18 protein-coding genes are annotated in these 26,391 nt (G+C 63.6%); 4 read left to right on the forward strand and 14 right to left on the reverse strand.

Annotation, left to right across the window (positions count from 1 at the left end):
- Positions 1 to 48 precede the first annotated feature (48 nt).
- The 3 genes from D0B32_RS26330 to D0B32_RS26340 form a co-directional block, all read right to left on the reverse strand.
- On the reverse strand, positions 49 to 1,446 hold the full coding sequence (locus D0B32_RS26330) for an ATP-binding protein (protein WP_181969911.1): 1,398 nt from the start codon (positions 1,444 to 1,446) through the stop codon (positions 49 to 51).
- 212 nt (positions 1,447 to 1,658) lie between these two features.
- Positions 1,659 to 2,243: a prepilin peptidase gene (locus tag D0B32_RS26335; protein WP_259295159.1), complete on the reverse strand. Its 585-nt coding sequence runs from the start codon at positions 2,241 to 2,243 to the stop codon at positions 1,659 to 1,661.
- A 140-nt stretch (positions 2,244 to 2,383) separates the two neighbouring features.
- Positions 2,384 to 2,566 carry a Flp family type IVb pilin gene (locus tag D0B32_RS26340; RefSeq protein ID WP_117337259.1) on the reverse strand — a complete coding sequence of 61 codons (183 nt, stop codon included), beginning with the start codon at positions 2,564 to 2,566 and terminating at the stop codon, positions 2,384 to 2,386.
- Positions 2,567 to 3,811: 1,245 nt separating this feature from the next.
- Here D0B32_RS26340 and D0B32_RS26345 point away from each other — a divergent pair.
- Both D0B32_RS26345 and D0B32_RS26350 read left to right on the forward strand, forming a co-directional pair.
- A complete protein-coding gene (locus tag D0B32_RS26345; protein ID WP_117337260.1) occupies positions 3,812 to 5,320 on the forward strand; it encodes a sigma-54 dependent transcriptional regulator in 1,509 nt (502 codons plus the stop codon).
- A 391-nt stretch (positions 5,321 to 5,711) separates the two neighbouring features.
- Entirely contained in the window at positions 5,712 to 8,468 is a 2,757-nt protein-coding gene (locus tag D0B32_RS26350) for a mechanosensitive ion channel family protein (protein WP_117337261.1), read from the forward strand.
- Between the two features lie 251 nt (positions 8,469 to 8,719).
- Here the strand turns inward: D0B32_RS26350 and D0B32_RS26355 are convergent, their stop codons facing one another.
- Together D0B32_RS26355 and D0B32_RS26360 are read right to left on the reverse strand one after the other, a co-directional pair.
- Positions 8,720 to 10,990 carry an ATP-dependent DNA helicase gene (locus D0B32_RS26355; RefSeq protein ID WP_117337262.1) on the reverse strand — a complete coding sequence of 757 codons (2,271 nt, stop codon included), beginning with the start codon at positions 10,988 to 10,990 and terminating at the stop codon, positions 8,720 to 8,722.
- On the reverse strand, positions 10,987 to 12,765 hold the full coding sequence (locus D0B32_RS26360; RefSeq protein ID WP_117337263.1) for a VRR-NUC domain-containing protein: 1,779 nt from the start codon (positions 12,763 to 12,765) through the stop codon (positions 10,987 to 10,989). The genes D0B32_RS26355 and D0B32_RS26360 overlap by 4 nt, the downstream gene beginning before the upstream one ends.
- Positions 12,766 to 12,998: 233 nt before the next feature.
- Between D0B32_RS26360 and D0B32_RS26365 the strand changes: the two genes are divergently transcribed.
- Positions 12,999 to 13,346 carry a cupin domain-containing protein gene (locus D0B32_RS26365; RefSeq protein WP_117337264.1) on the forward strand — a complete coding sequence of 116 codons (348 nt, stop codon included), beginning with the start codon at positions 12,999 to 13,001 and terminating at the stop codon, positions 13,344 to 13,346.
- 130 nt (positions 13,347 to 13,476) lie between these two features.
- Here D0B32_RS26365 and D0B32_RS26370 read toward each other — a convergent pair whose 3' ends face one another.
- The 9 genes from D0B32_RS26370 to D0B32_RS26410 all read right to left on the reverse strand — a co-directional run bounded on the left by D0B32_RS26370 (position 13,477) and on the right by D0B32_RS26410 (position 24,640).
- Positions 13,477 to 14,619: a substrate-binding domain-containing protein gene (locus tag D0B32_RS26370; RefSeq protein ID WP_117337265.1), complete on the reverse strand. Its 1,143-nt coding sequence runs from the start codon at positions 14,617 to 14,619 to the stop codon at positions 13,477 to 13,479.
- 154 nt (positions 14,620 to 14,773) lie between these two features.
- Positions 14,774 to 15,772, reverse strand: a complete 999-nt coding sequence (locus D0B32_RS26375) for an ABC transporter permease (protein ID WP_117337266.1) — start codon at positions 15,770 to 15,772, stop codon at positions 14,774 to 14,776.
- Positions 15,769 to 17,391 carry a sugar ABC transporter ATP-binding protein gene (locus D0B32_RS26380; RefSeq protein WP_117337267.1) on the reverse strand — a complete coding sequence of 541 codons (1,623 nt, stop codon included), beginning with the start codon at positions 17,389 to 17,391 and terminating at the stop codon, positions 15,769 to 15,771. Before D0B32_RS26380 ends, D0B32_RS26375 begins: the two co-directional genes overlap by 4 nt.
- A gap of 254 nt (positions 17,392 to 17,645) precedes the next feature.
- Positions 17,646 to 19,289: an FGGY-family carbohydrate kinase gene (locus tag D0B32_RS26385; protein WP_117337268.1), complete on the reverse strand. Its 1,644-nt coding sequence runs from the start codon at positions 19,287 to 19,289 to the stop codon at positions 17,646 to 17,648.
- A gap of 133 nt (positions 19,290 to 19,422) precedes the next feature.
- The gene (locus D0B32_RS26390) at positions 19,423 to 20,151 is read right to left on the reverse strand and encodes an SDR family oxidoreductase (protein ID WP_117337269.1); all 729 of its coding nucleotides are present in this window, start codon (positions 20,149 to 20,151) and stop codon (positions 19,423 to 19,425) included.
- A gap of 36 nt (positions 20,152 to 20,187) precedes the next feature.
- Positions 20,188 to 21,471, reverse strand: coding sequence for a sugar ABC transporter permease (locus tag D0B32_RS26395; protein WP_181969912.1), 1,284 nt, complete (start codon positions 21,469 to 21,471; stop codon positions 20,188 to 20,190).
- Between the two features lie 14 nt (positions 21,472 to 21,485).
- A complete protein-coding gene (locus tag D0B32_RS26400; protein ID WP_117337270.1) occupies positions 21,486 to 22,289 on the reverse strand; it encodes an ATP-binding cassette domain-containing protein in 804 nt (267 codons plus the stop codon).
- A 101-nt stretch (positions 22,290 to 22,390) separates the two neighbouring features.
- A complete protein-coding gene (locus D0B32_RS26405) occupies positions 22,391 to 23,449 on the reverse strand; it encodes a sugar ABC transporter substrate-binding protein (RefSeq protein ID WP_117337271.1) in 1,059 nt (352 codons plus the stop codon).
- A gap of 213 nt (positions 23,450 to 23,662) precedes the next feature.
- Positions 23,663 to 24,640 (reverse strand): AraC family transcriptional regulator, encoded by a 978-nt coding sequence (locus D0B32_RS26410; protein WP_117337272.1) that lies wholly within the window; start codon positions 24,638 to 24,640, stop codon positions 23,663 to 23,665.
- Positions 24,641 to 25,036: 396 nt separating this feature from the next.
- On the opposite strand from D0B32_RS26410, the gene D0B32_RS26415 reads away from it, so the two are divergent.
- A complete protein-coding gene (locus D0B32_RS26415; RefSeq protein ID WP_117337273.1) occupies positions 25,037 to 26,368 on the forward strand; it encodes an MFS transporter in 1,332 nt (443 codons plus the stop codon).
- Positions 26,369 to 26,391: the final 23 nt, after the last annotated feature.

The raw sequence follows: 26,391 nt of genomic DNA on the forward strand, positions 1-26,391 counted from the left end.
AACGCTTTTTCAGGCCGTTTATTCAGGTGCGCTTTTCACGCGCACTTTTCAGGCACTCACCAGACGCCGGATCCGCTCGGCCGCGCGCACCGGGTCTTCTGCAACGGGATCGGCGTTGCCCGAGTTCGCGAAGTAACTGTTCCACGCCTGCCGCAGGCTATTTGCCGTGGCCACCGGCTGCTGTTCGCGATAGCTCGCCTGCGCCACCACCAGACCGAGCAGATCGCGCGGGTAGCACGCGAGCAACGGCCGCCGTGAGGGCTGGTGCAACTGCTGGATCAGATAGTCGAAGGCCTCTTCGTCGGACTGCACGCCCAGCTCATTGCAGAAGCGGTCATACAGCACGCGGTAGTCCTGTTCGCTCAGCGGCCCCACGTAGAGCTTGCAGCCCAGCCGGCGCAGGAAGGCTTCATCGCCGAGCTGATCGGGCGTCAGATTGCTGGAAAACGCGAGGCGCACGTCGAACGGCAGCGAAAAACGCGCGCCGCTTTGCAGCGTGAGGGTCTCGGTGCCACGCCCGAGCGGCACGATCCAGCGGTTGAGCAGGTCTTGCGGCGCGACGCGTTGCCGCCCGAGGTCATCCACGATGTAGAGACCGTTATTGGCCTTCATGTGCCCCGGCGCCTGATAAAAGCCGGTGCTGGCGTCGTAACGCAACTCGAGCATGTCGAGCGTCAGTTCGCCGCCCGCCATCACCACGGGACGGCGGCAGCGTTGCCAGCGGCGATCCGGGACCACGGCCAGCAATGAGTTATCGACCGGCGTGGGCACCGGTACGTGGATCAACGGATCGAATACCTGGACGATCGAGCGGTCGATCAAAAGCGCGTAAGGCACGTCGATCGTGCCGGGCAGCAGTCGCGCGAGGCTCTCGGCAAGATGTGTCTTGCCGCCGCCCGCCGGGCCATACAGCAGCACCGGACGGCCCGAGTTGACCGCGCCGCCCAGTTCGTCGATCAACGCATCGCTGATCGTGAGCCCGGCCAGCGCCGTGCGTGCAAACGAGCGCGAGATGCGCACGAGGTTCACCGACTGGCGCGCGATGGTTTCCGTGTAGTTCTCGAGCGTGACTGGCGCCGGACCAATGTAGGCGCACTTCGCGAGATACCCGATTGCGCGGATCCGGCCGTCTTCGGTGAGCTGATACTGAACGTCGAAGTCCGAGGCGCCACGGTGGGTGATCTCGAGCTGGCGCTCGCGGATCATGAAGCCGGTGATTTCGTCGAGTACGGTGATGGGCAGCTTGAGACGCTCCGTTAACTGAGCGACGCTGATCTTGCCCTCCACGGCGGCGGCTTTCGCGGTAAGTTCAGCGAGGAAACGCAGATCGAGCCCGGTCTGGCTCACTGTCTGCGGCGCACGGCGCACGCTCGCCGCGCCGCTCTCTTCGGCAGACGGACTGCTACCACGGGACGCAATCCCGCCCGGTAGAGGCGTAGTGTTCATCGTACTTCCCCGTTTATGGCCAACTTTTCTTGTTTGAACGCTTTTATCTTTTCTGCTGCCACTGCGCACTGGTCGATGCACAGCTCACCGCCTTAAACGCGTCCCTCTGTGGGGACTGAAAACAATGCTTCGCTGCTAATGCCATCGTGCGTTGCAACTGCATCAACAGCGCGTGGTCTTCCTGCGCGCTACGTGCCTGCCAGCCCTGCGCCTTACGCGCCCGCCAGCAGCACGCACACCGTACTCAGAGCGATGGCTGCGCCATACGGCAGCCTGCCAATCGCTCGTGCATTTTTTGCTTCGGTGTACTGTGAATCTGCTGACGGAGCAGCCCCGACTTCAGACTCCACCTCAGCTTGAGTGTCAACCTGAATGTCAACGTTAGCGTCAGCTTGAGCGACGACTTGAGCGACAGCGGGACGCGCACTCAACATGGACAATTCGTAGTTCGAACCAGCAAGGCTATGCCGGCGTCGAATCAACGTGATCAGTGCCCAGATGCCGCCAATCACACACGCGATCACCGCGATCTGAACCACGGCAAGCGCACCGCAGAAAGAGCCGACTGCGGCCGTCAACTTGACGTCGCCGGCGCCGACCATCCGCATCAGGTAACCTGGAAAAAACATCAGACCGCCAACGAGGCAGCCGAACAACCAGAGCTGCACGCCCCCGAGCACGCCGTGCAGCGCACATTGCATGGGTAGCGCAACCAGCAGCGCAGTTGCAACCAGCCAGTTCGGAATGCGTCGGGTCTGGAGATCCCATGCAGCAGCCAGGACCACCAGCAAAATCACGCACGGACCAACCGGGAAGTGAATACCGTCCATCGCAGACTCCGCTTTCGAAATCGGCACACCCTGCGGCACCGAACGAAGGTGACCCTCTGCCTCGCCCTTGGGACGCGAGGCAGAGCGCACCGTTCTCGTGTGTTGCCTCAGGCCGGAATGGCGATGCCCGTCAGCTTGTTGCCGATGTTGGTGAAAATCGTCGAGATGTCGGTCCCGAGTGCGGCCGATGCAGTGATGATGCCGACGCCGATCAGGCCTGCCAGCAAAGCGTATTCAATAGCCGCTGCACCTTCTTCGTCGCGCAGGAATTGTTGGATCATGCTCTTCATAAAAACCCCCGTAAGAGAAATTTAACTACTCAAGAATCCGCCTCTCCCCCTATGGAAGGACGGAAGTCGACCGCCTTGGCTGGGCGGAATTTCAGCAGGCCCGGTTGCATCACAACGATGTGGCAGGAAGAGCGAAGCCGTGCTTCATTCGTTCGTACCGCTCACGGTATGGTGCAATCCGGTCCTGCTGTTCCCCGGCGTTCGCCGCGAACAGATGTCCGCAGCGCCGTCGAAGTTCTGCGTCGCCTTCGCAACCGGTCCTTGTTTGCGAGCACGACTTTTCTTGAGTCGCTCTAGAGCAATGTGTATGCCATGCGTGCGCAAAGTCTTGTTTTTACGAGGTCACGGAGAGGGGTGCCGCATTTTTTACTGCCCTGTGCGCAAGGAATGTTGCGTGATCGTTACGCTTTCTGTTCGGGCGCAAGATGTGAATCACGCTTGAGATGCGCGTAATGCGTGCCCTTATCCACGGGGTAAAACGGGCGCAGAGCGAGCACCGGCGCTCGCTTTACGATAAGTCACGCCCGATAAGCCGCTATTGCCGCATGGCAATGGCGAGCCAATACGAAAGTGGAAAATGTGTCGCACGTCTGAGACGGCATTCAGCAGGCGCTAAACAAGCCTTTGCCAGCCATTGCGACACGGCCAAAAAAACTTCCTTAACAACCCTAAAGTTTTTTTTAGCGCCGCCGATAATGCAGGGATTGCGTCCAGTGGCCCCGACCAGCCTCTGTTCGCGCCCATGATTCAGGCAGTCCGCACTAAAAGAACAAACGTGGGCTTGACGAGGCCGGCATGAATTTATTGCCGCCCGTTTAGCGCCATCATCGCAGTGCTGTTTGGTATCGCTGAGATCCTTTCGTCATCCTGAAAGGATATTTTCTTATGGCAATTTGAATCGCTTTGTTCTATGTTGGCATTCATGTGCCATTCAGAGCGCATCGTAAAAGTCAAAGAAGACAGCAGGCCAGTCAAGATACGGGGGTATCAAAACATGGTTAAGCACCATCGCTCGCGGTGCGCGCTTCAGCGTACCGGTCATCTGCAGCGGCCTTGCACCGCGCACACTCAATTGTCCGCCACAACGGCAGCGCGCCAGTATCAACGGCGTTGAACGTTTGCGTCGGACTCCGACATTGAAGCGGGCTCACCCGATTCGCTGTGAACCGGCCCGTTTCGATGCGACTTCCGCGTGCGGCGCGTCGCTGGCGGCACGCCCTACGCGCGGAACCAGACGGGGGCATCATGAACACGAATAGCACGTCGGGCGCGACGCCGCGCACTGCGCTGTACCTTTCGTCCGCGCATGACGAGCGCGTTGCCGACTTCCTCAGCCAGGCCGGCTGGCAGGTGGAGCGCGCCGGTTCGATTGCCGAGATGGAGCGTGCGCTGGAACGCCATGAGATACCCGTGGGTCTGGTCGACATTCCCGCGCGCTGGACGACGCCGCAGCGGCTTTCGCTGGCGTCGTGCATGGAGCGCAACCAGACCACCTGGATCGCCCAGGTGAGCCCCGGTCAAACCGAGGACGAGGCGCTGCGTCGCTTCATCCTCGACTACTGCTTCGATTTCGTCACCATGCCCTGCCTCGACGAGCGACTGCTGTTCGCGCTCGGCCATGCGCATGGTCTCGCCGGGCTGCGCGGCAGCGGCGCCACGCCTCAACTGAGCCTCGGCAAGCACGAAATGATCGGCCAGTGCGACGCCATGCTCAGGTTGTATCGCGGCATCGAAAAGTGCGCCAACACGGACGCGCCGGTGTTCATCGCGGGCGCCTCGGGCACCGGCAAGGAACTCACGGCGCGGGCGATCCATGAACGCTCGGTGCGCGGCGGGCACGCCCATGTCGCCATCAATTGCGCGGCCGTGCCGGCTACTCTGTTGCAGTCCGAACTATTCGGCCATGAACGCGGTGCCTTTACCGGCGCCATGCAGCGCAAGATTGGCCGCATCGAAGCGGCACATGGCGGCACCCTCTTTCTCGACGAAATCGGCGACATGCCGATCGAGTGTCAGGCCGTGCTGTTGCGCTTCCTGCAGGAAGGCACGATTGAACGGCTGGGCGGCAGCGGTCCGATCAAGGTCGACGTGCGCGTGATCTCGGCCACGCACGTGGATCTGGAAGCGGCCGTGGAAGCGGGCCGTTTTCGCGCCGACCTGTATCACCGCCTGTGCGTGCTCAAACTCCAGGAACCGCCGCTGCGCGAGCGCGGCGGTGATATCAAGCTGCTCGCCCAGTACGCGCTCGGCATGTTCAGGCAGGACAATGCCCGCAAGATTCGCGGCTTCACGTCCGATGCGATCACGGCGATGTGCAACTACCCGTGGCCCGGCAACGTGCGTGAGCTGTTCAATTGCGTGCGGCGCGCGGTCGTGATGGCCGAGGGTCGTTTCATCACGGCGCGCGATCTCAGCCTGCCGGTCGACCCGGCCTTCGTGCCGCGCACGCTCGCGGAAATTCGCGCGGACGCGGAACGCAGCGCCGTGCAGGACGCGCTGAAACGGCACGGATTCAATCTGTCGAGCGCGGCCGAGGAACTCGGCGTTTCGCGCGCCACGCTGTACCGCTTGATGAACGCGGTCGGCGTACGTTCGGAGCCGGCCACGGTCCGCCTGCTACGCGCGCAGGGTGCGCAGCAGACGCCAGACACCGAGGAAACCCACGCGGCCGTGGCGGCGGCCGCGGTCGCGGCGAACGACGCTACCGCAGTTCATGTGGACGAGCCGCGTCTGCTGGCGGGCCAGGAAGGCTGATCTGCCAGCGGCGTCCGCGTCCGCAAAGATTGTCGCTGTCGCGATGACGGGTGCCGCAGATGGTCTGCAGATGGCACCCGTTAGCAAGTCCTTCCCCCCTCGCCCGTCCCTCCATCGCAGCCCTGTCGATAGCGTCACGCTGCGACGCCGCGCGTCGCCATCCTGAGCGTGCGTGCATAATCTCCCCAAACCCCGGCAATTACGATTGACTGACAGTGCTGTTCATCGCGCCGGTTGAGTGCCGAATCTGCGCGTGGCTTGATACGCCGCCGCCATCTGCACCGCGGTGCGGAACTTGCTGCGCTGGCCTGCTGTCGTCATATATTCAGTCAATTGGTCCCGATCGACCGCGGCCCGGATGCGATGTCCGCTGCCGCCCTGCCCAATTTCTATGCGCAAACTACTCGTTGCCTGCTTTCTGCTCCTGTTCGCCGCATCAGCGTTCGCCGCGCCACCCGCCAAGGCGGTGGTCGCCGTCTCTCCCGTCACCCTGACACCGGATCAGGCCAGCCAGGCACTGGCGGTGCTCAACGACCCGCAACGCCGCACCCAGGTGCAGAACACCCTGCGCGCCATCGCCGCCGCAGGCGCGCTGAGTACACCGGTGGCCGCGTCTGCTGCTTCGGCCGCCACGGCTGCCTCCGCCTCTGCCGCTTCCACGCCCGCTCCGGCTAGCGGCCCGGCCGGCGTGGTGCGGGCCGCGCTGGAGTCCAACGGTCTCGCTTCCCAGCTCGCCCGCGAAGTTGCGCGCGGCACCGTGCGGGTGACCAACGATCTGAGCCGCTCGACGGTGGCCTTGCTCGATGTTTCATCCGTGCGCGCCTGGTGGGGCGACCTGATGACCAACCCGGTGCATCGCGCGCAATTCGCCGGCATCGCGCTGGCGCTGGCGGGTGCGCTGCTGCCCGCACTCGCTCTCGAATGGCTCGCACGCCGGTTGCTGCGCCGGGCCATCCTTGCTCTGGGCGAGCGTCACGTCATCGATCCGTATGATCTGTTCTTCAACGACCCGTCGGTGCCTGAAACACAAGCCGTCGCACCGCCGGGCGCGGCAGCCGCCGGCGCCCCGGCGTCGCAAGCCGCCGCGGCGCCACCCGCCGATGGCGCGCCGGTGGTCGAATCCGCCACACCGCCGCCCGATGGCCCGTTCGATATTCCGGACGCGGCCGAGGCCGAAGCCGCGGCCAATGCAGCGAAAGCGAGCGCCGCCGCCACGGTCCGTTCGACACCCCCAGCGGCAGCCGCCGCGCCGGCCCCCGGCGTGAAGACCGCGCCGGGCGCACCCGTCAAAAAAGAAGCAAAGGGCCGCTGGTACGCGGCACGTCACTGGTCCCTGCTGCGCCGTCTGCCGCGCGCCTGTCTGCGCATGCTCGCCCAGTTCGTACCGCTCGCCGTGTTCGTGGGCACGGCCAGTCTGTTGATGTCGGTGCTCAGTGACGAAGGCACGCCGCAGGATCGGGCGCTCGATTCGATCATCGACATTTATGTGCTGAGCCGCGTCATCGTGATCGTCAGTGGCTTCTTCATGCAGCCGGACGCCCCGCGACTGCGTCTGTTACAGATGGATGATGCGTGGTCCGCGTTCACGCAGCGCTGGGTCGTGATGATTGTCAGCGTGGTCGGCGCCGGTTCGGCGTTCGCGGAAATCGCAGTGGCGCTGGGTCTGAACGAAGAGGCGCACCTCGCCTTGATGAAAGTGGTCGCGCTGGCTGCGCATCTGCTGATCGCCCTGCTGATCCTGCAGTGCCGCGTGCCGATCGGCGCGCTGATTCGCAGACGTTTTGCCGCGAACGATTCGCTGGCGATGTTCGGCAGCGCGGTCGCCGATTCGTGGGCGGGCATCAGCGTGTTCATCGTGATGGCGCTGTGGTTCGTATGGGCGCTCGACGTGCGCAATGGCTATCACACGCTCGTGCATCTGGGCGGCATTTCGATTGCGATTCTGGTGGCCGCGCGGCTCGTCTCGATCGTGATCTTCGGCGCCCTTGCGCGCATCTTCGAGGTTCGCGACGGCGAAACCAGCAACTCGCTGGTGCATCAACATGCGTACCGCTATTACCCGCTGTTGCGCCGTACCGTTTCGTGGGTGATCGGCATCTCGACGGCGCTGGCGCTGCTCCAGGTGTGGGGAGTCAATGCGGCCTTGCTGTTCGAGGACGGCAGCATCGGCCACCGACTCGCGTCCGCGCTCGTCACGATCGCGGTCGCCGCGGTGATCGCCTTGTTCGTCTGGGAGGCGGTCAACGTGATGGTCGAGCAGCGCCTGCACAACTGGACCACCGCCGGCGACCTGGTGCGCGCCGCGCGGCTGCGCACCTTGTTGCCCATGCTGCGCAGCGCGCTGTTTGTTTCGATTGCGCTGATCGTCGTGCTGACCGGCCTGAGCGAACTCGGCGTGAATATCGGCCCGCTGCTGGCGGGCGCCAGTATCTTTGGCGTGGCACTCGGTTTCGGCTCGCAAAAGCTGGTGCAGGATTTCATCACCGGCATTTTCCTGCTGATGGAAAACGCCATGCAGGTGGGCGACTGGGTCACGCTGGCGGGTGTCTCGGGTACGGTCGAGTATCTGTCGATCCGCACGGTGCGGTTGCGCGGCGGCGATGGCTCGCTCTACACGGTGCCGTTCAGTTCGGTGTCGACGGTCAACAACACCAACCGGGGTCTGGGCAACGCGGCGGTGAAGGTCAGCATTACCTACGGCGAGGATGTGGAGCGCGCGACAGCCACGCTCAAGGAAATCGGCGCGGCGCTGCGCGACGATCCGCAGTTCAAGGACGGCATCCTCTCCGACTTCGCCTTCTGGGGCGTCGATTCGGTAGACGGCGCAACCATCACGCTGACCGGGCAGATTCAATGCCGGGACAGCGGCCGCTGGGGCGTGCAGCGCGAATTCAACCGGCGCGTGGCGCAACTGTTCCAGGAGCGCGGCATTGCGATCGCGAATCCGCAACGGACGGTGCTGGTGCATGGCGACATGGGCGGTACGCCCCTTCCATCTGACGCACCATCCGCACCATCCGCGCCTTCCACACCTCCCACGCCTGGCGAAGATGCGCAACCGCCTGCCGGTACTGCTTCACCTGCGGACCCGGTGGTGCAGAAACCGCCCGTGCCGGAAGCGGACGCCACCAAGCCCGCTGCGAAATGATCCAGCGAGTGCGACGGTCTGCTTTCGGGCAGACTGTTGCACCGCTTTTCGCGCAACATTTGGCGCAACATTTGGCGCAAGGCGAATGGCACATGCGACTCGCGGCGTTCGCGATTGCCCACGAAGTGGGACATTACCTGCCCGCTAGCTGACATAAAGCCTGCGATGTCTGACCACTCGCCCCCGGCTCATACACAGTGCGCCGCTTCCAGGCAGACGGCCCCCGCAAATAGCGTTGCAGACCTGAAACACTAGGGCACTTGCCACCAGCGCGGCAGCAGCCGGCGAACTTCCGGCCGCCGGTAGCGATCGTCGATCAGATGCACGACGCCCACGTCCTGCTCGGTGCGAATCACCCTGCCCGCTGCCTGCACGACCTTTTGCAGTCCGGGGTATAGATACATGTAGTCATAGCCGCTGCCGAATTTCGCTTCCATCGTGCGGCGCATCTGTTCGTTCACATCGTTCACTTGCGGCAGACCGAGCGTGGCAATGAACGCGCCGATCAGCCGCTCGCCAACCAGGTCGATGCCTTCCGAAAAGGCCCCACCCAGCACCGCAAAACCTACCCCGCGTCCGAGGCTTCGAAAGCGCGCGAGGAACGCCTCGCGCGCAGCCTCGTCCATGCCTTGTTCCTGCGCCCACACGGGCATGTCGGGATGACGCTCACGCAGCAGCGCGACCACGCGTTGCAGGTAGTCGAAGCTGCTGAGAAAGCCCAGATAATTGCCGGGCCGCGCCGTGTATTGCTGCGCGATCAGTTCGACGATCGGCATCAACGAGCGGTCGCGATCGCGCCAGCGCGTCGAGACATGCTTCGCCACATGCACCTGAAGCTGCTCCGCGCGAAACGGTCCTTCCACGTCGAGCCAGCCGGTGTGCTCCGGCAAGCCCAAGGTGTCGCGGTAAAAATGCTGCGGACTCAGCGTGCCGGAAAACATCACCGTGGTGTGCGCGGCGGCATAGCGCGGCGCAAGAAACGGCGCGGGGATCACGTTGCGCACGCACAGCCGCGACGCGGACCGGGCCGCAGCACGTCCCGCAACCAGGGTGGTATCGAACACAGAATGTTCGCCGAACTGCTCGGCGAGCGCCACGAAATGCATCGCGTCGAAGTAGAAGCGCAGTTGCGTTTCATCGATGGAGAGCGGCGCTTCCGCGAGTTGATCCGTCACCGCACCAATCAGATTCTGGGCCGCGCTGAGCAAACGCGGCGGCACCTCGGCGTGCACCGTATAAGCATCGGTCTGCGCGCGATTCAGCGCGTTCCACTCCCGGTTCAAACGATCGAGCGGCTTGCGCAATGCCGCAGGTGCCTGCTTGCGCGCAATTCTAAAGGTGTCCTGATCAAGTGACGCGGTGTACATGCGCCGCGCACGGTCCAGCAGATTGTGCGCTTCGTCGACCAGCACGCCCACGCGCCACTGGTTCATCTGCGTGAGCGCGTACAGCATGGCGCTGCTGTCGTAGTAGTAGTTGTAGTCGCCCACCACGACGTCGCTCCAGCGCACCAGTTCCTGCGCGAGATAGTACGGACAAACCTCGTGCGCAAGCGCCGCAGTGCGCACATTGCCCCGGTCGAGACGGCGCTCGCGCAGCGCCGTACTGCGTGCCGCATCCAGCCGGTCGTAAAAGCCGCGTGCGAGCGGACACGACTCGCCGTGGCACGCCTTGTCGGGATGCTCACAGGCTTTGTCGCGCGCCACGAGTTCGAGCGTGCGCAACGGCAGCGGCGTATCGTTGCCCGTAGCGCTGGCATGGAGGCTCTCGATCGCGTCGAGTGCCAATGCGCGACCCGGCGTCTTGGCGGTCAGAAAGAACACCCGTTCGATCCGGTCTTCCGCACACGCTTTCAGCAATGGAAAGATCGTCGCGAGCGTCTTGCCGATGCCAGTAGGCGCCTGCGCCATCAGCGCCCGGCCATCACGCGCCGCGCGATAGACCGCGACCGCCAGTTCGCGCTGACCGCTACGAAATGCGTCATACGGAAACGCCAGCGTCGCCAGCGCGGCATTGCGCGCGACCCTGTGCGCTTCCTCCTGTACGGCCCAGTCGATGAATCGTTCGCACTGCTCGATAAAAAACGCCTGCAACGAGGCCGCGCCATGCAGTTGCGTGAGCAGTGTTTCCCTTTGACTGCCGATGTCGAAATACACCAGCGCGACGTGCAATTCCGCAAGCCCGCGCGTTTGACACAGCAGGTGTCCGTACACCAATGCCTGAGCCCAGTGCAAGGCGCGATGATTGGCGGGCATGGCGTCGAGATCGCCGCGGTAGGTCTTGACCTCTTCCAGCCGATTGAGCGCGCTGTCGTAGCCATCGGCCCGGCCCCGCACAGTGAGGCTGCGATGCGTGCCGGTGAGCGTGATCTCCGATTCGTAGCCGGCCGCACGCCGTGCGGCCACGGTGGCGTGTCCCGCGATGCCTTCCAGCGCGGTGGGTGCCGGCGTGAAGCGCAGATCGAGATCGCCGCGCCGGGCCGTGAATTCGCACAGCGCGCGCACTGCCACCACGTAAGTCATGCGGCCACCCCGGCGCCGCACGCGAGCGCGTCGTCGGCCCAGCGCACATCGAGGACACGCACCGGCATGCCGTGCTCCACACAGTATTCGAGCCAGCGGATCTGGTTGTCCTGCAGACGGTCGCCCGGTCCCTTTACTTCGATCAATTCGTAGCGCGCTTCGGCTGGCCAGAAGCGCACCAGATCGGGCAGTCCCGAACGGTTGCTACGGATATCGCGCAGCAGCCGTTCAAACCACAAACGCAGATGCGCAGCGGGCAAACAGGCGAGCGACTGCCCGACCAGTTCGGGCGTCAGCGCGCCCCAGAACACGAACGGCGATTGCACGCCTGCCTTGACCGCAAGGTGACGAAGAATGGTCTCGCGATAGCGGCCGCTTTCGAGTTGCGCGAAGCACGCATCGAATTGCGGCGCGCGGCGCAGATGAAAATCAGGCGCGTGCAGATCGGCGGGTCCGCGTTGGAACGGGTGAAAGAAAGCCCCCGGAATTGCCGTAAAAATCGCTTCCCAGCACAGCAGACCAAACAGTGAATTGATCAGTGCGTTCTCGACGTAATGAACCGGCGCCTGCGCGGAATGCAGATGATCGCGCGCCGCATATTCGACGGCGAACGGTTCGCTCGGCCGCGCCAAGACGAGCGCGCTGCGTTCGATGGTGCGCGTGCGCGCAACACGCGTCACTGGGTGCCCGAGGTGACGCCGCAAGCGTGGCAGCATGCGCGCGACACGCTGCCGTTCCTCTTCGCTTTCCGGCGTTTCGGCGGCCGCCATGGCAAGCGTATAAGCCGCATCCAGTTCGCCGCTGCGCTCCAGCACGCGTATGCGCCGGTGCCGCGCACCGGGCCATGCACAACGTGCATACACCGACAGCGCCGCCTGCCAGTCCTGGCGGCGCTCGCAATGCTGGCCGACGCGAAACAGCAATTTCGCGCGCCGCGTGTCGAGCCAGGGGTTGTTTCTGTCGAGCGTATTGATGGCGTCAACCGCCGCGACGAGCGCGCTCACCTCTTCTGCGTCAACGGCTGTTTCGAGCGTCTCACGGCACGCGTGCAGCGCGAGGTAGACGTCGACGTCCTCGCGCTGCTGGAAGGCGCGCGACGACGGCGCGAACGCCACCGTTTCGTACTGGAACACACCGAGATCGGCCAGCACGAACTCCGACCAGTCCTGTTGCAGATTGCCGAAAAACATCAGACGCAAGCGCTCGCAAAGCGCTGCAATGTCGACGCGAAACACCTGGTCGTTGGTGCTCGGATGCCAGGCCGTCAACGCACGTGCCTCCACATGAGTCGCGCGCAAGGTATCGAGCAATTCCGCTTTGCGGCTGCTTTTGTTGAGCGGTGCGTGCGCGAAAATCTGCAGCAGTTCGGGCCGCGTGGTGAGGGCGAACAGTTCGTCGAGACTGAGGGCGGGTTCGGCATCGAGCCAGCCCAGCGCGACGAGCGGCGCGGCGGCCTGCAACGGGCAGCCAATCTCCTCGTACGACAGACGGCTCGCGCGAAACAGCGTGCCCTTGCGCATCAGCATGCGCACCAGCAAGGCGCGTGAGGCTTGCGGCAGGCCGCTGAATTGCTGGAGAAAAGCCCGTTCGTCGGGACCGAAAATATCGTCGTAGCGCTCGCCGAGCCAGGCCAGCGCGCGTTCGAAATTCAGCAGGTAATACAGCTTGAACGGAGCGGAAGATGGGAGCGCGGTGGCCGCCGTGGGGTCGTCCTCGCGGGTTCCTGTTTGCGGAGACCCCTCTGGATGGTCGTCGAGGAAAGCGTCAGGGAGCATCTGTCACCACGGAGCGGAATCGGCCAGCTTGCCAGCCAACTGTATATATATACAGTGAATGATATCAAAAAGCGGCGCGCTGTCTGGAACTTTGCAATCTGGGCGTCCCCGCTGCAGCGGCCTCCACGCGCTGTGAATTCTCCTCACATACGCGTGAATATTCGTGACTTGGCGTGTGCGCAGCGAGCGACTAGGCTCGAGTTGTATCGTCAAAACGCTTGCGGAGAACCAGCATGATCGAGCCCATCGATTTCCACGCAATCGCTGACGCGGTGCCTCACGGCTACATGAACCAGGTCCTGAGCACGGCGAACGACCATGACATCCACATCAGCGTGATGGATGCGCCCTACTTCTGGCACCTGCATCCGGATTCCGACGAGACTTTCATCACATTGGAAGGAATCCTGATCATTGATTTCCATGAAGGCCCGGTCGAACTGCGTCCGGGCCAGATGTTGACGGTGCCTGCGGGAATGCCCCATCGCACCCGGCCGGCGGGAGCCCGCACCGTCAATCTCACCGTGGAGCGGCGCGACGCCACCACCGTGCGTTGCAATGAGCGCATCGTGCAGGCGTAAAAAAAGCGAAGCCCGCGAGGGCTTCGCTTTCGTGCAACACACTAACCGCATCGTTGCAAAGACAAAGACTCGAAACGATCAACCACCAGGATCAACCACCAGGATCAACCGCTGCGATCAACCGCTGCGATCAACCGCAGGCCGGTGCCGCCTTCTTGCAGGCGTCCGCCAGTTGCGGCGGCGGGTCCTTCTTGAACACTGTCTTGTACGATTCGAGCACGTTGGACTGCACGACCGGCAGCGATTGCACGCCGATCCACGCCGGCGGCGTCTGGCCGATCAGCGCCTTCATCATCGCCATCGCTTCGGCTACGCCCTGATCGTAAGGACGTTGCGAACCCGTGGCCTTGAGCGGACCACCCTTGGCGATTTCGATGGCCGATTCGAGGCCGAGGTCGACCGTCGTCATCGGCGTGTTGAGACCCTGCGCGCGCATCGACGTCAGCGTGTCGAGCGCGGGCTGATCCCACACGGCGAACACGCCCTTCACGTCCGGATTGGCGGTGAGGAAGTCACCCGCAATCTGGCCGACCTTCGACGGATCAGTAAAGCCCACCTGCTTGATCTTGATGTCCGGACGGTTCTTCTTCATCCAGTCGTTGACGGCCTTGGTGCGCTCCGTCGTGCTGAAGTAGTCCACGGCGAAGTTCACCATGCCGATCGTGCCGCCCTTCGGCACGCACGACGCCAGCACCTTGGCGGCGATCTGGCCATTGCCCTCGCTGTCGGCCGAGACCATCGCAGAGTATTCTTCCGGATGCTTGAGGCCGGTCGGCACGTTGTCCATGAACACCAGCTTGATGCCGGCCTGCGAGACCTTCTTGTAGGTCGCCGCCGTCGCCGTGCCGTCCACCGGAATCGAAATGATGCCGTTAGGATGGCGCTGGATCGTGTTTTCGATGTCGGCAATCTGCTTGTCGACCTGATACTCCGCCGACGCCGTGCCGATCACTTCCACGCCGTATTTCTTCAGCGTGTCGGTAATGCCCTGCACCTGCAATTGCGACCAGTCGAGGTTCATGGTCTGCATCGAAATGCCGACCTTGAAGTTGCCGGCCTTGACCTTGGCGGCCTCGGCATCGGTCAGCTTGACAGCATCGACGGAGGCCGCCTTTTCACCGTTCGGCCCCTGCCCGACGATGCCCTTCGGCCCGATCGAATCCACCGCCAGTTTTTCGCATGACTGCGCAAACGCCTGCGAACAACACAGGGCAATGGCAGTCGCCACCCAGATACTCGCCAACCGCGTTCCTGATCCACGACGATAGTTCATGACTTTCCTCCGTTGGTCGTGTTGTACTGCGTCTCCTGCCGCTTTTTGAATTGCCTTGCATGCCCTGCTACGCGTGAACGTCCCGAGCTGGCCTCGAGCGCACTCATGCGAAAAATCGTTAAACAACTCACTACGTTCCCACCGCGCGCTGCAATTACTTGCGCGTGAACGCCACTGCCGCGACGATGATGACGCCCTTGATGACGAGTTGCAGCGACGAACTCACGCCGAGCAGCACGAGGCCGTTATTCAGCGTGCCGATGATGAGACTGCCGAGCAGCGTGCCGAGAATGAAGCCACGTCCGCCGAACAGGCTGCAGCCGCCCAGCGTGACGGAAGCGATCACGTCGAGTTCCATGCCCTGCACCACGTCGGGCCGCGCCGCATGCGAACGCGCGGCCAGCACCAGCGAAGCGAGGCCGGCGAGCACGCCCGTCAGCACGAACGCGAGCGTCGTCACGCGGCGAATGTTGATACCCGAATACAGCGCCGCCGTGGGGTTGCCGCCGGCCGCGTAAATCTGTCGGCCGAACACGCTGTAGTGCAGCAGCAGAATGCCGCCGATCACCGCGAGCAAGGTCCAGATGATCGGCACCGGCACGCCGGCAATATCGCCTTCGCCGAAAATCGCTATGAAGCGGTCGTTGGTGATGATCTCGGGGCGCGTGGTGGTGACCAGCAGCGCGAGGCCGCGCGCCGCACTCAGGCTGCCGAGCGTGACGAGAAACGATGGAATGGAAAGGCGCGTCGTAACGAAGCCGTTGATGGCGCCGACAATCGCGCCGGTGCCGATGCCCGCAATCGCGCCGACGATCCAGCTATCGCTCACGTGCGACATGGCGAGCGCCGCCGACATGCCCGAGAGCGCCAGTGTCGATCCCACCGACAGGTCGATCTGCCGCGCGATGATCACGAAGGTCATGCCGATGGCGATGATCGACACGAGCGCCGTTTGCCGCCCGATGTTCAGGAAGTTGTCGATCGAAAGGAACCACGGTGACGCAAAGCTGAACACCACCAGCAGAATCGCGAACGCGAAATACAACATGTACGGGCGATCGCCCTGCAACAGCATCTTCGCAATGCGCCACGCGCGTCCGTGACGCTGGGTGGCCTGTTGCTCGGCGGAGATCGGCGAAACAGACTCGTTCATGTTGCAAGCTCTTCAGTGGGCCGGGAAAGCTGGATGAGATGGTGAAGTTCTTCGGCGTGGCGAATCTCGCCGCGCTCGACGGTACGAAAAATCGAGCCGTCTACCACGATGGAAATGCGGTCGCACAGCCGCAGCAGTTCGTCGAGATCCGACGACACGACCACGACGCCCGTGCCCGCCCTCGCCGCGTCGTGCACGACGCCGTAGATTTCCTCGCGTGCGCCGACATCGACACCCACAGTGGGCTCGTCGAGCAGCAGCACCTTCGGGCGCGGATAATTCCACTTCGCGAACACCACTTTCTGCTGGTTGCCGCCGGAAAGAAACTTCACTTGCGTCGAGGCGTCCGGCGCTTTCACGGACAGTTGCTTCATCGCCGTGCGGGCCTGTTGCGCGGCGGCTTTCGCGCGCAGCCAGCCGCCGCTGGAAAACTGCGGCAGGCGCGGCAAGGTTAGATTGCGTTCAATGGAATGCTCGAGCACGAGCCCTTGCAGATGGCGGTCTTCGGGTACGAGCGCAACGCCGCGCCGGATCGCATCGGTGGGACGGCGCGCGACGAGCGGCTCGCCGTCGAGCTGGATCGTGCCTGAGTGAACAGGCAGGAGACCGAAGATAGTCTGGAGGATTTCCGTGCGGCCGCTGCCGATCAATCCAGCCAGACCATGCACCTCACCCGCGCCCACGGAGAAATTGACGCCGGACAAACGCGCGTTGCTCACGTTCGAAAGGGTCAGCACCGCGGCTCGCCGTGGCGCGGCTGCATCTTTATCTTTAGACGCGCTGCCTGGCGTTGCGGCTTCCGCGGACGACTGCGCCGTTGCCGTCGACGTTTCCTGTCTGGCCTGCATGGCCGCATGACGCGGGCCGACGATCGCGGCCACGAGCTGCTTCATGTCGGTCTCGGCGGTAGCGAAATGGCCCGCGTTGGCGCCGTCGCGAAACACCGTCACACGCTGGGCAATGCGAAACACCTCATTCAGCCGGTGTGTCACATAGATCACACCCACGCCGCGCTCGGTGACGGTGCGGATCGCGTCGAACAGAATCTGCTCTTCGCCACCCGTGAGCGCGGAAGTCGGCTCGTCGAGAATCAGCACGCGCACGTCGCCCATCAACGCCTTGCAGATCTCCGTCATCTGCCGGTAGGCAAACGGCAATGAATCGACGGGGACGCGTGGGTCGAGCGGGATATTGTGTTGCTGCAGAAAGGCGCTGACCTGCGCCATCAGTTCGCGTTGCCGGACGAAACCCAGCCGCGTGCGCGGCTCGCGTCCCAGCATGAGATTGGCGCCAACGGAGAGCGATTCCACCAGGCTCAAGTCCTGGTAGACCACGGCCACACCCGCCTCGCGCGACTTCGCGGGCGATTCGAACGCCACTTTCTGACCGGCGATTTCGATCGAGCCTTCGTCGTACGTATGGACGCCGCTCAGAATCTTGATGAGGGTGGATTTGCCCGCGCCATTCTCGCCGAGCAGTGCATGCACTTCGTTTGGCAGAACTTCCAGATTGACGCCGCGTAGCGCCTGCACGCCACCAAATTTCTTGGTGACGCCGGTAACGCGGATTAGTGGCGCGCGAGGCGATGAAGCGGCCGCGACCGCAACCGGCTCACTCATCCTGATGTCTCCTTCGTCGGTAGGACGAATTCTTATGCTGCGCGATCGGGTCGCGGACTGTGTTGTGATCTTCGCATCAGGCAAATGATGCGTCAATAACATTTAGCCCTATCTAGCCAGCATTCGACGGGAGGATTGAAACAATAATCGCGGAATTTGTGATGATCCTATCGTTTTCACGGATCAAATGATCCGATCCTGTGACGAAAGGCGGCGCGCGGCCCCGGGCGCGTCGCCCCTCCTCGTGGCAGGCGTTAGCGGATTTCCCGCGCCACCTCCTGCAGCTTGATGAACGCGCGATATCGGGCGTCGTGCTCGGCCGTGACGCTGCCGCCGGCCGGCTCATACACCTGACCGATCTGGGACATGCCGGCCATCGCCGCGCGCACGTCACCGAACGTGCCGCCGGCCACTGCGCCCAGCATGGCCGCGCCCAACAGAACCGGCTCTTCCGCCCGGGTCGCCAGTACGGCCTTACCCGTGGCATCTGCCAGCAATTGCCGCACGAAATCGAGCCGGCCGGCGCCGCCGCTGATCACGACGCGCCTGATCGGCGCGCCGGCCGAGTCCTGCGCTTCGATGATCTGCCGCAATCCATAGCCGATGCTGCACACGCCCGCCACATAGAGCGCGACGAGGCTGTCCAGATCGTCGTCCATGCCGAGACCGGCAATCACCGCACGCGCGTGCGGATCGGCAAACGGCGCGCGGTTGCCGAGAAACTCCGGCACCACGTGCAGCCCTTTGGCGAGCGACACCACGCCCGACAAACCGCCCGACGTTCCGACGGCCTGCACCGCGAGCGCCGCCAGCAGGCCCGGCAAGGACTGGCCTTCTTCCTCGGCACGGCGGCGCGCATCGACCGCGGCGGGATGCAGCGAAATCAGCCGCTCGATGGCCGCGCCCGCCACCGACTGTCCCCCTTCGTTCAGCCAGGCGTCGGGCACCATCGCCGAAAAATACGGTCCCCAGACGCCAGGCACGAACACGGGCTCGCGCGTGGTGGTCATCGTGCAGGACGAGGTGCCGAACACGTAGCCGAGACAACCTTCGGCGTCGTCGTCCGCGCCCACCGTGCCGATCCCGCCAGCGTGCGCGTCGATCACGCCCGTGCCCACTGGCGTGCCTTCACGCAGGCCGAGTTGCGCGGCGGCTTCGGCGGTCAGCCCATTGCCCAGCGGCGTGCCACCGTCCACCACCTTCTGGCCGATGCGGGCAAACTCTTCGTCCGCGAGCACGCCCAGACCCACGCTGCGGAAATAGCTCTCGTCCCAGCGCCGCTCGTGCGCCAGATACGTCCATTTGCAGGTGACCGTGCAGGTGGAGCGGGACAGATCACCCGTTGCGCGCCACGTCAGGAAATCGGTCAGATCGAAAAACTGCCACGCCGCTTCGAACACGGCCGGGCGATTTTCGAGCAGCCACAACAGCTTGGGCGTTTCCATTTCCGGCGAGATCTTCCCGCCGACGAACTTCAGCACTTCATGGCCGGTTGCATTGATGCGCTCCGCCTGCTCCACGGCGCGGTGATCCATCCAGACGATGATGTCGCGCTCGGCCTGCTCCGAGGGGCCCACCGGCAGCGACTGGCCGCCCTCGCCCAGCACCACCAGCGAGCAGGTCGCATCGAAGCCGATACCCGCCACCTGCTCGGGCGACACGGCGGCCTGCATCATCGCCTCCTTCACGCAATGACACACGGCGTGCCAGATCTCCTTGCTCGACTGCTCGACGATCGAGCCGCTCGCATGAAACAGGGTAATGTCGTGTTTGGCCGAGCCCACCATGCGGCCCTCGAGATCGAACACGCCAGCGCGGGCGCTGCCCGTGCCGACGTCCACGCCAATCACATAACGCGCGCCGTTTGCCGCGCCGGAAGTGGAGTTTTCTGAAGTCATGATTCGTTGCCTGCTAACAAGGTGCGCTTATTTTCTCTCGCATTCTCTCTGATGTGCGGCGCGTCGGCACGCAAGCAGTGCAGTCAGCGCCGATGCGCTGCAGCATGTGCGCGCCGCGCCAGGCTAACCCCGCTCAAAGATCGACGCTGTTGGGCAGGATCACCAGATCGCGCACCGTCACATTGCGCGGCCGCGTCAGCATGAAGAGCACGCAGTCGGCGACTTCCTTGGGCTGCATCAGGCTGCCGTTGGCGAGCGCGTCTTCCATCTTCGCCTTTGGCCAGTCGTCGAGCAATGCCGTCACGACCGGGCCAGGCAACACCGCACCCACCCGCACGCCATGTTTGGAAAGCTGGCGCCGCGTCGTATGGACGAAGGCCTGCACGGCGAATTTGGAGGCCGTGTAGATCGGCTCCCACACCACCGGCACCACGCCCGCAATCGAACTCGTGAAAATGATATCGCCGGATTTCTGCGCGACCATATGCGGCACGACCGCCTGCACCGAGCGGAACGCGGCATTGATGTTCAGATTCAGCATGCGGTCCCATTCGTCCGGATTGCCGTCCACTATCTCACCGCCCACATAGGCACCGGCGTTGGCGTGAAACACATGCAGGCCGCCCGCGAGAGCGAGGATTTTCGGCAGCATGCCGGACACTTCCGCCGGTTGCAGCAGATCCACCACCAGCGGCAGCGCGTTCTCGCCGAGTTCCGCGCACAGTGTTTCGAGCCGGTCTTTGGCGCGGTCCACCAGCACCACCTTTGCGCCTTCCGCGAGCAGCGTGCGCGCGCATTCGAGGCCAATACCCGAGGCCGCACCCGTGATGGCGGCAACCTTTCCCTTCATCAAATCAGACATGTGATGTTCTCCTGTGTCGATTCCGAATAGCTCAACTCACGCCCGGCCATGCGAGACGCGCGACTGCCGGGCGAGCGAATCGACGATCACGGCAATCGCCAGCACCGCGCCGGTAATCATGAAACGCAACGAGGACGACAGATTCAGCAGCGTCAGGCCGCTGGCAATCGACTGGATCACGATGATCCCCAGCACCGCCGAGTACGCGCTGCCGCGTCCGCCGAACAGACTCGTGCCGCCGATCACCGCCGCCGCGATGGCGTTCAGGTTGACGTCGCCGGTGCCGGCCTGCTGGCTCGCCGAAGCGAGCCGTGCCGCCGTCAGCACGCCGCCGAGCGCAGCGAGACTCGCGCACAGCACGAAAGCGCTCGTGTAGATCGCACTGACGTTGATGCCGGCACGGCGCGCCGCTTCGTGATTGCCGCCCACCGCATGCATGGAGCGGCCCCAGCGGGTGCGCTTGAGGGCATAGTCCATCGCAACGGCAATGCCGAGGAACAGGCCGAACATTAACGGCACGCCGCGTCCGCGGTTGAGGTAGGCCACGACGATTTCCAGCAGCACGGTGATGGCAACACTGCGCACCAGCAGGCTGCTCACCGACGGCGCAGACAGATTCGACGCCTGGCGGCGTTCACGCGTGCGCATGCCGAGCACGAGCATCACCGCGCCGGGCACCAGCGCAATCAGATAGGCAATGGCAGCCGGGATGATGATCAGCTGTCCCAGGTTAACCATCGCGGTATCGTACGGCAGGTTGATCGAGCCGCTGGCGCCGAGCACGTACAGTTGCATGCCGAGAATGGCGAGCAGGCCGGCAAGCGTCGCGACGAAGCTCGGCATGCCCAGACGGTTGAGCAACAGCGCATAGATGGCGCCGACCACGGCGCCCACGGCAATCGCCACGACGATGGCGAGCAGCACCGGCCAGCCATGATTGACCCACAGCATGCCGACCAGCGCCGATGCGAAGCCGCTCATCGAACCCACCGACAGGTCGATCTGCCCCACCATCAGCACGCAGACGATGCCAAGCGAAATCACGCCCACGGTCGAGCAATCGAACAGCAGATTGACGAGGTTGTCCGCCGAGAGGAACACCGGGTTCAGGCTCGTGAACACGGTCCAGATGATGATCAGGCCGGCCACCACCGGCAGCGAGCCCAGATCGCCCGAACGCACGCGGTCGACAAACGCCGACACCGTGCCGCTCACGCCGGTGGCATGCTTGACGCGCACGTCGCTGCGATCCAGCAACGTGGCGGGCTTTGCCGCCCCCTGCGTGTCAGGCCGCGGGGTGCCTTGCATTTCATTACTCATGATGGTTCCTTTGGCTACGCGCCCTGTTCGGCCTGGCGACGGCCGGCGCGGCGCGACACCGCGTTCTCGGTAGCGCCGGTAATCGCGGCCACCAGTTCCTGATTGGACGAATCCGGGTAGAAGACGCCGTTATTGCGGCCCAGCCGCAGCACGACGATGCGGTCCGCCACGGCGCGCACGTCTTCCATGTTGTGGCTGATCATGATCACGGCATGGCCGCGGTCGCGCACCCGTTCGATCAGATTCAGCACCTCGGCGGTCTGCGCCACGCCGAGCGCCGCGGTCGGCTCGTCGAGCATGATCAGCTTCGGGTCGAGCAGCAGCGAGCGGGCGATGGCCACCGTCTGACGCTGACCGCCGGACAGCGACGCCACCACGTCACGCACGCTGGGAATGCGCGCGGAGAGTTCGTTCAACAGCGTCCATGCCTTCACCTCCATCGACACTTCGTCGAGCCGCAGCGGATTTTTCTCGCGGCCGAGGTAGATGTTCGCGACCACGTCGAGGTTCTCGCACAGCGCAAGATCCTGGAACACGGTGGCGATGCCGAGATCGAGCGCGGCAGCGGGATTGGACAGCGTGACTTCCTTGCCGCCAAAGGTGATGGTGCCGGAGCTGGGTTGATGCACGCCGGCCAGCACCTTTACCAGCGTGGATTTGCCGGCGCCGTTGTCGCCGACCAGCGCGACCACTTCGCCGGCGTGCACGTCGAGTTCGATGTCCGTCAGGGCCGAGACCGCACCGAAGTGCTTTGACACGCCGCGCAGGCTCAGCACCAGTTCGCCGCGCGTGGATCGTGGGGTGGCGTTATCACTCATGGGACGGGTACCTCATCAAAAGTAGTGGGATCCGGCTCGAACCGGATCCCGTCCAGCGTGCGCAGTGCGCCTGTGTTTTGTTTATGTGCTGCTTGCGCCGTTTAGTTCGCGATGCCGAGCTTCTTGCAGCCGTCGGCGTAGCGGTCGGTACAGAGGTCCTTCGCATTCGCGAAGCCCTTGTCCACCACTTCCGCCTTCAGGTTTTTCGCCGTGATGACGGCCGGCTTGAAGAGCTGCGTCGGCGTGTTGAAGAGCGTCGTTTCGCCCTTCGGCGTCTGGCCGTTCAGGAAGCCCACCGCCACTTTGGCCGCTGCTGCCGCGACGATCTCGCTCGGCTTCAGGATCGTGTTGTACTCGTCACCGGCGATGATCAGTTGCAAACCCGCGAGGGTGGCGTCGTTACCTGTGACGGGCGGCACCGGGTTGACACCCGCTGCCTTGAACGCCGCGACCGCGCCGCCGCCCGTGCCGTCGTTGGCCGCTACCACGCCGACGATCTGCGAGCCAAAGCGCGTGATCTGGCCGCTCACCCATTGCTGCGCCTTCGGCGGTGCCCAGTCCGGCGTGTCGTACTCGGCCAGCGTCTTGTAGCCGCTGCCCGCCAGACCCGCATGAATGCCCTTCTTGATCAGGCCGGCGGCTGCGTCGGTCGGCGAACCGTTGACTTCCAGCACGCCCCCCTTGCTGGTTGGCACATTGGTTTCCTTCAGATGATCGACGAGCGATTGCGCGATGGCCTTGCCGATGCCCTCGTTGTCGAACGACACGTAGTAGTTGGCCGGCGTCGACGGCACCGGACGGTCATACGCGATCACCTTGATGCCCTGGCCCTGCGCCATGTGCACCAGCGAGGCAGCCGCCGTCGAGTCCACCGGATCCAGCACGATCACCTTGGCGCCCTGCGCGATCACCGAATTGAACTGTTGCTGCTGCGTGGCGACGTCGGCGTTGGCGTTCTGGTAGAGCACCTTGCAGTCGGGGCAAAGCTTGGACATTTCAGCCTTGAAGCCGGGGAAGTCGTGCTGTTCGTAGCGGGTCGATGCCTGGTCGGGCATCAGAAACGCGACGGTGCCGCTGGGCGCAGCCATTGCCGCGGTGCTGCCCAGGATACTGAGGGTGAGCGCGCTGGCGCCGATGAGTTGGTTCGAAAGTCGGGTCATCGAATGTCTCCAATTATTAGAAAAATGTCGGCGTCGGTCGGCGTGGTTTTGCCGTCGCGTCGCTGTCGCCATGCTCGAGCCGTGGTGTGGCCTCTTGTTGAAATCCCTGACGGTATTGCACAGGTGCGTTTGCGCTCGCCGTGCCCGGACAGGCACGGCGTCTTGCGGTATTGCAGGTGATGCAGGTAGTGCGATCTATCAGTAAGAACGACGCTAGCCGACTGCTTCCAGTACGGGTGTCGCGTCAGATGTGGCGGACGACTCCGTCGCGCTGGCAGCGTTGAGCTGTTGATAGGCTCGCCATCGCGACGGCGGCATCGCCTTCAGCAACAAAAACTGCCGGTTGAAATTGGACAGATTATTAAAGCCCACCTGGTAGCAGATATCCGTGATACTTAGTTCACCTGACATCAACAACTGGCAGGCCAGATTGATGCGCAGCCGGTTCACGTACTGCACGAAAGGCACGCCCGTATGACGGCGAAAATAGCGTGAAAAGGCGCTGACGCTCTGCCCTGCGAGTTGGGCCAATTCGGTTTCGCGCAACTCCTGCGAGAGGTTCTTGCCGATATACGACAGCACGTGATTGATGCGCGTCTCGGCATAGCGCGCCGGGTCGGCGTGGTACTCGGCGCTCGCCAGCTTGACCGGCTCCGGGCTTTGCACGAGCAGATCGAGCAGCGCCACGAACAGGGTGATGCGGCGGATGCCCTGGGCGCCCAGCAGTTCACGCATGATGGGCTCGGCGGCCGCGCCGGTTTTCTCGGTGAACAGCACGCCCCAACGCGAGGCGTCGAGCAGCGACTCCACGCGCCTGAGTTCCGGGAACGTCTCGATGGCGCGCTCGATGAAGCCGGCATCGAACTGCAGGATCAGACAGCGCTCGTCCACCCGTTCGCCATGCGGGACATTGCTGACCCAGTTGTGCGGCAGGTTCGAGCCGGTCATCACCAGATTGCCGGGCGCGAAGTTGCCGATGTAATCGCCGACGAAGTAACGGCCCGTCGTCGCGGTGATCACCTGAATTTCGTACTCGGGATGGAAATGCCAGCGCACCGTGCGGTAAGGATAGCCGTGCGACCAGACCTTGAACGACTCGTCACGCGGCACGGCCACCAGCTCGAGGTCCGGCTGGTCGATCTTGACGTAGCGGCTTTCCTTGCGCGCCGTGTCACTCCGCGTGTTGCGCATCTGAGTGTCTCCTGATCCTGATCTTCTTGTTCTGCGTGGCGGGTATGGAACGTTGCTGTGGTGCCGCCACTTCGCAGCGACTTTGATTCGTGCGCCGCCATACCCGAAAGTTAGCCCTGTCGCAGTCGTTTCACCACTAAAAATAAGACCGCAAACTGATACTTTTTTGCATTCGGGTTAGCCCGTAAGCAGTCATAGGTCAACTTTTGTGCAATGCAACAGCTAACGAATTATGCGTCAAAGCCGCGTCACGCTGGCGTTGCACCGGCCTCGACCGCGTCAATTCTATAAATTGCGCCAATTGCTGCGGCCTCGCGCTTGCGTCACCATGAGCAACAAACGTACTACCGCAACGCACGACCGCAAGTCTCCCCCTGCCGGCACCCGACGCTCTCAATGAAACAGGTCAACGAATCCTGGACCCGCGAGTCGGCCAGCCAACCGAACGCCCCCACTCTCAACGAATCGGTCAGCCGCCCGATCGCACCGCTCACCGGCGCCACCCTGCAACCACCCGCTCAACCGGCCACTGCTCCCACTGCGCCCGCCGGCAGCATGCAGGCGACCGCCATTCTGCTGCTGGGCTACGCCATTCTGATTACGGGCAATGGGCTGCTCGGCACCTTGATCTCGCTGCGGCTGATCCAGCAGCAGACGCCCGCGCTGGTAGTGGGCGTGGTGCAGTCGGCCTATTACGTCGGCTTCATGGTGGGCGCGTTGTGGGGCGGCGGCCTGATTGGCCGCGTCGGCCATCATCGTGCCTTCGTGAGTTTCGCCGCAATGTCGGCCTGCTGCGCGCTCGGCTATGCCGCGTGGGCCGCGCCTGCCATGTGGGCCGTGCTGCGCTTCATCATGGGCTTTTGTCTGGTCGGCATTTTCACGGTGGTGGAAAGCTGGCTGCATCAAGTGGCCAGCAATGCGCAACGCGGCCGGGTGTTTTCCGCTTACCTGATCACGAATTATCTCGGCGTCGGCACCGGCCAGTTTCTGATCGGTCTCGCGGACCCCGCGGGATTCGCGCTCTTTAGCCTCGTCAGCGCGCTGTTTTCGGCTTCGTTGATTCCGGTCGCGCTGGCGGGCAATGCGCCGCTGCCTGCTGTCGCGGAGACCAAACCCGCCGGCGCGCCCGGCTCGCGCCTTGCGCGCGGTTTGTCAGGCTTGAGCACGGTCTATCAGTGGGCGCCGCTTGGCGTGTTTGGTTGCCTTGCGGCTGGACTGCTGAACAGTGGCTTCTACACGATGCAGCCCATCTTCATGCGCCGGCTCGGCTATTCGGTGCCGGACGTCTCGCACTTCATGGGTTTCGCGCTGCTCGCGGCGCTGCTGCCACAGTGGCCGGTGGCACGCCTTGCCGATCTGTTCGACCGGCGCACCATCATCGTCGCCATCACCACGCTTGCCGCGGGCTGCAGTCTGCTGCTGTTCCTGCTGCATGGCGGTGTGCTGGTCGAAGCGCTCGGCTATGTGTACGTGAGCGTGGTGTTTTCGCTGTACGGCGTGGTGACCTCGTACGTCAACGATTGTATTCCCGCCGAGCAGCGTATTGCAGTCAGTGCCGGGTTGCTGTTGATCTTTTCACTGGGCGCGAGTGCGGGGCCGACTTTGGCCTCGGCCTTGATGGCACTCGCCGGACCTAACGGCCTGTATCTGTTCACCGGCATCGTGACCGTCACGCTGGCCACGCTGACCTTGAAGAGTCTGCGAAGCACGCCGTCGCGGGTGCGTTGAGGTGAACTGATTTGGGTTGAGGT

The sequence above is a fragment of the Paraburkholderia sp. DHOC27 genome (assembly GCF_003429005.1).
Taxonomy (GTDB): domain Bacteria; phylum Pseudomonadota; class Gammaproteobacteria; order Burkholderiales; family Burkholderiaceae; genus Paraburkholderia.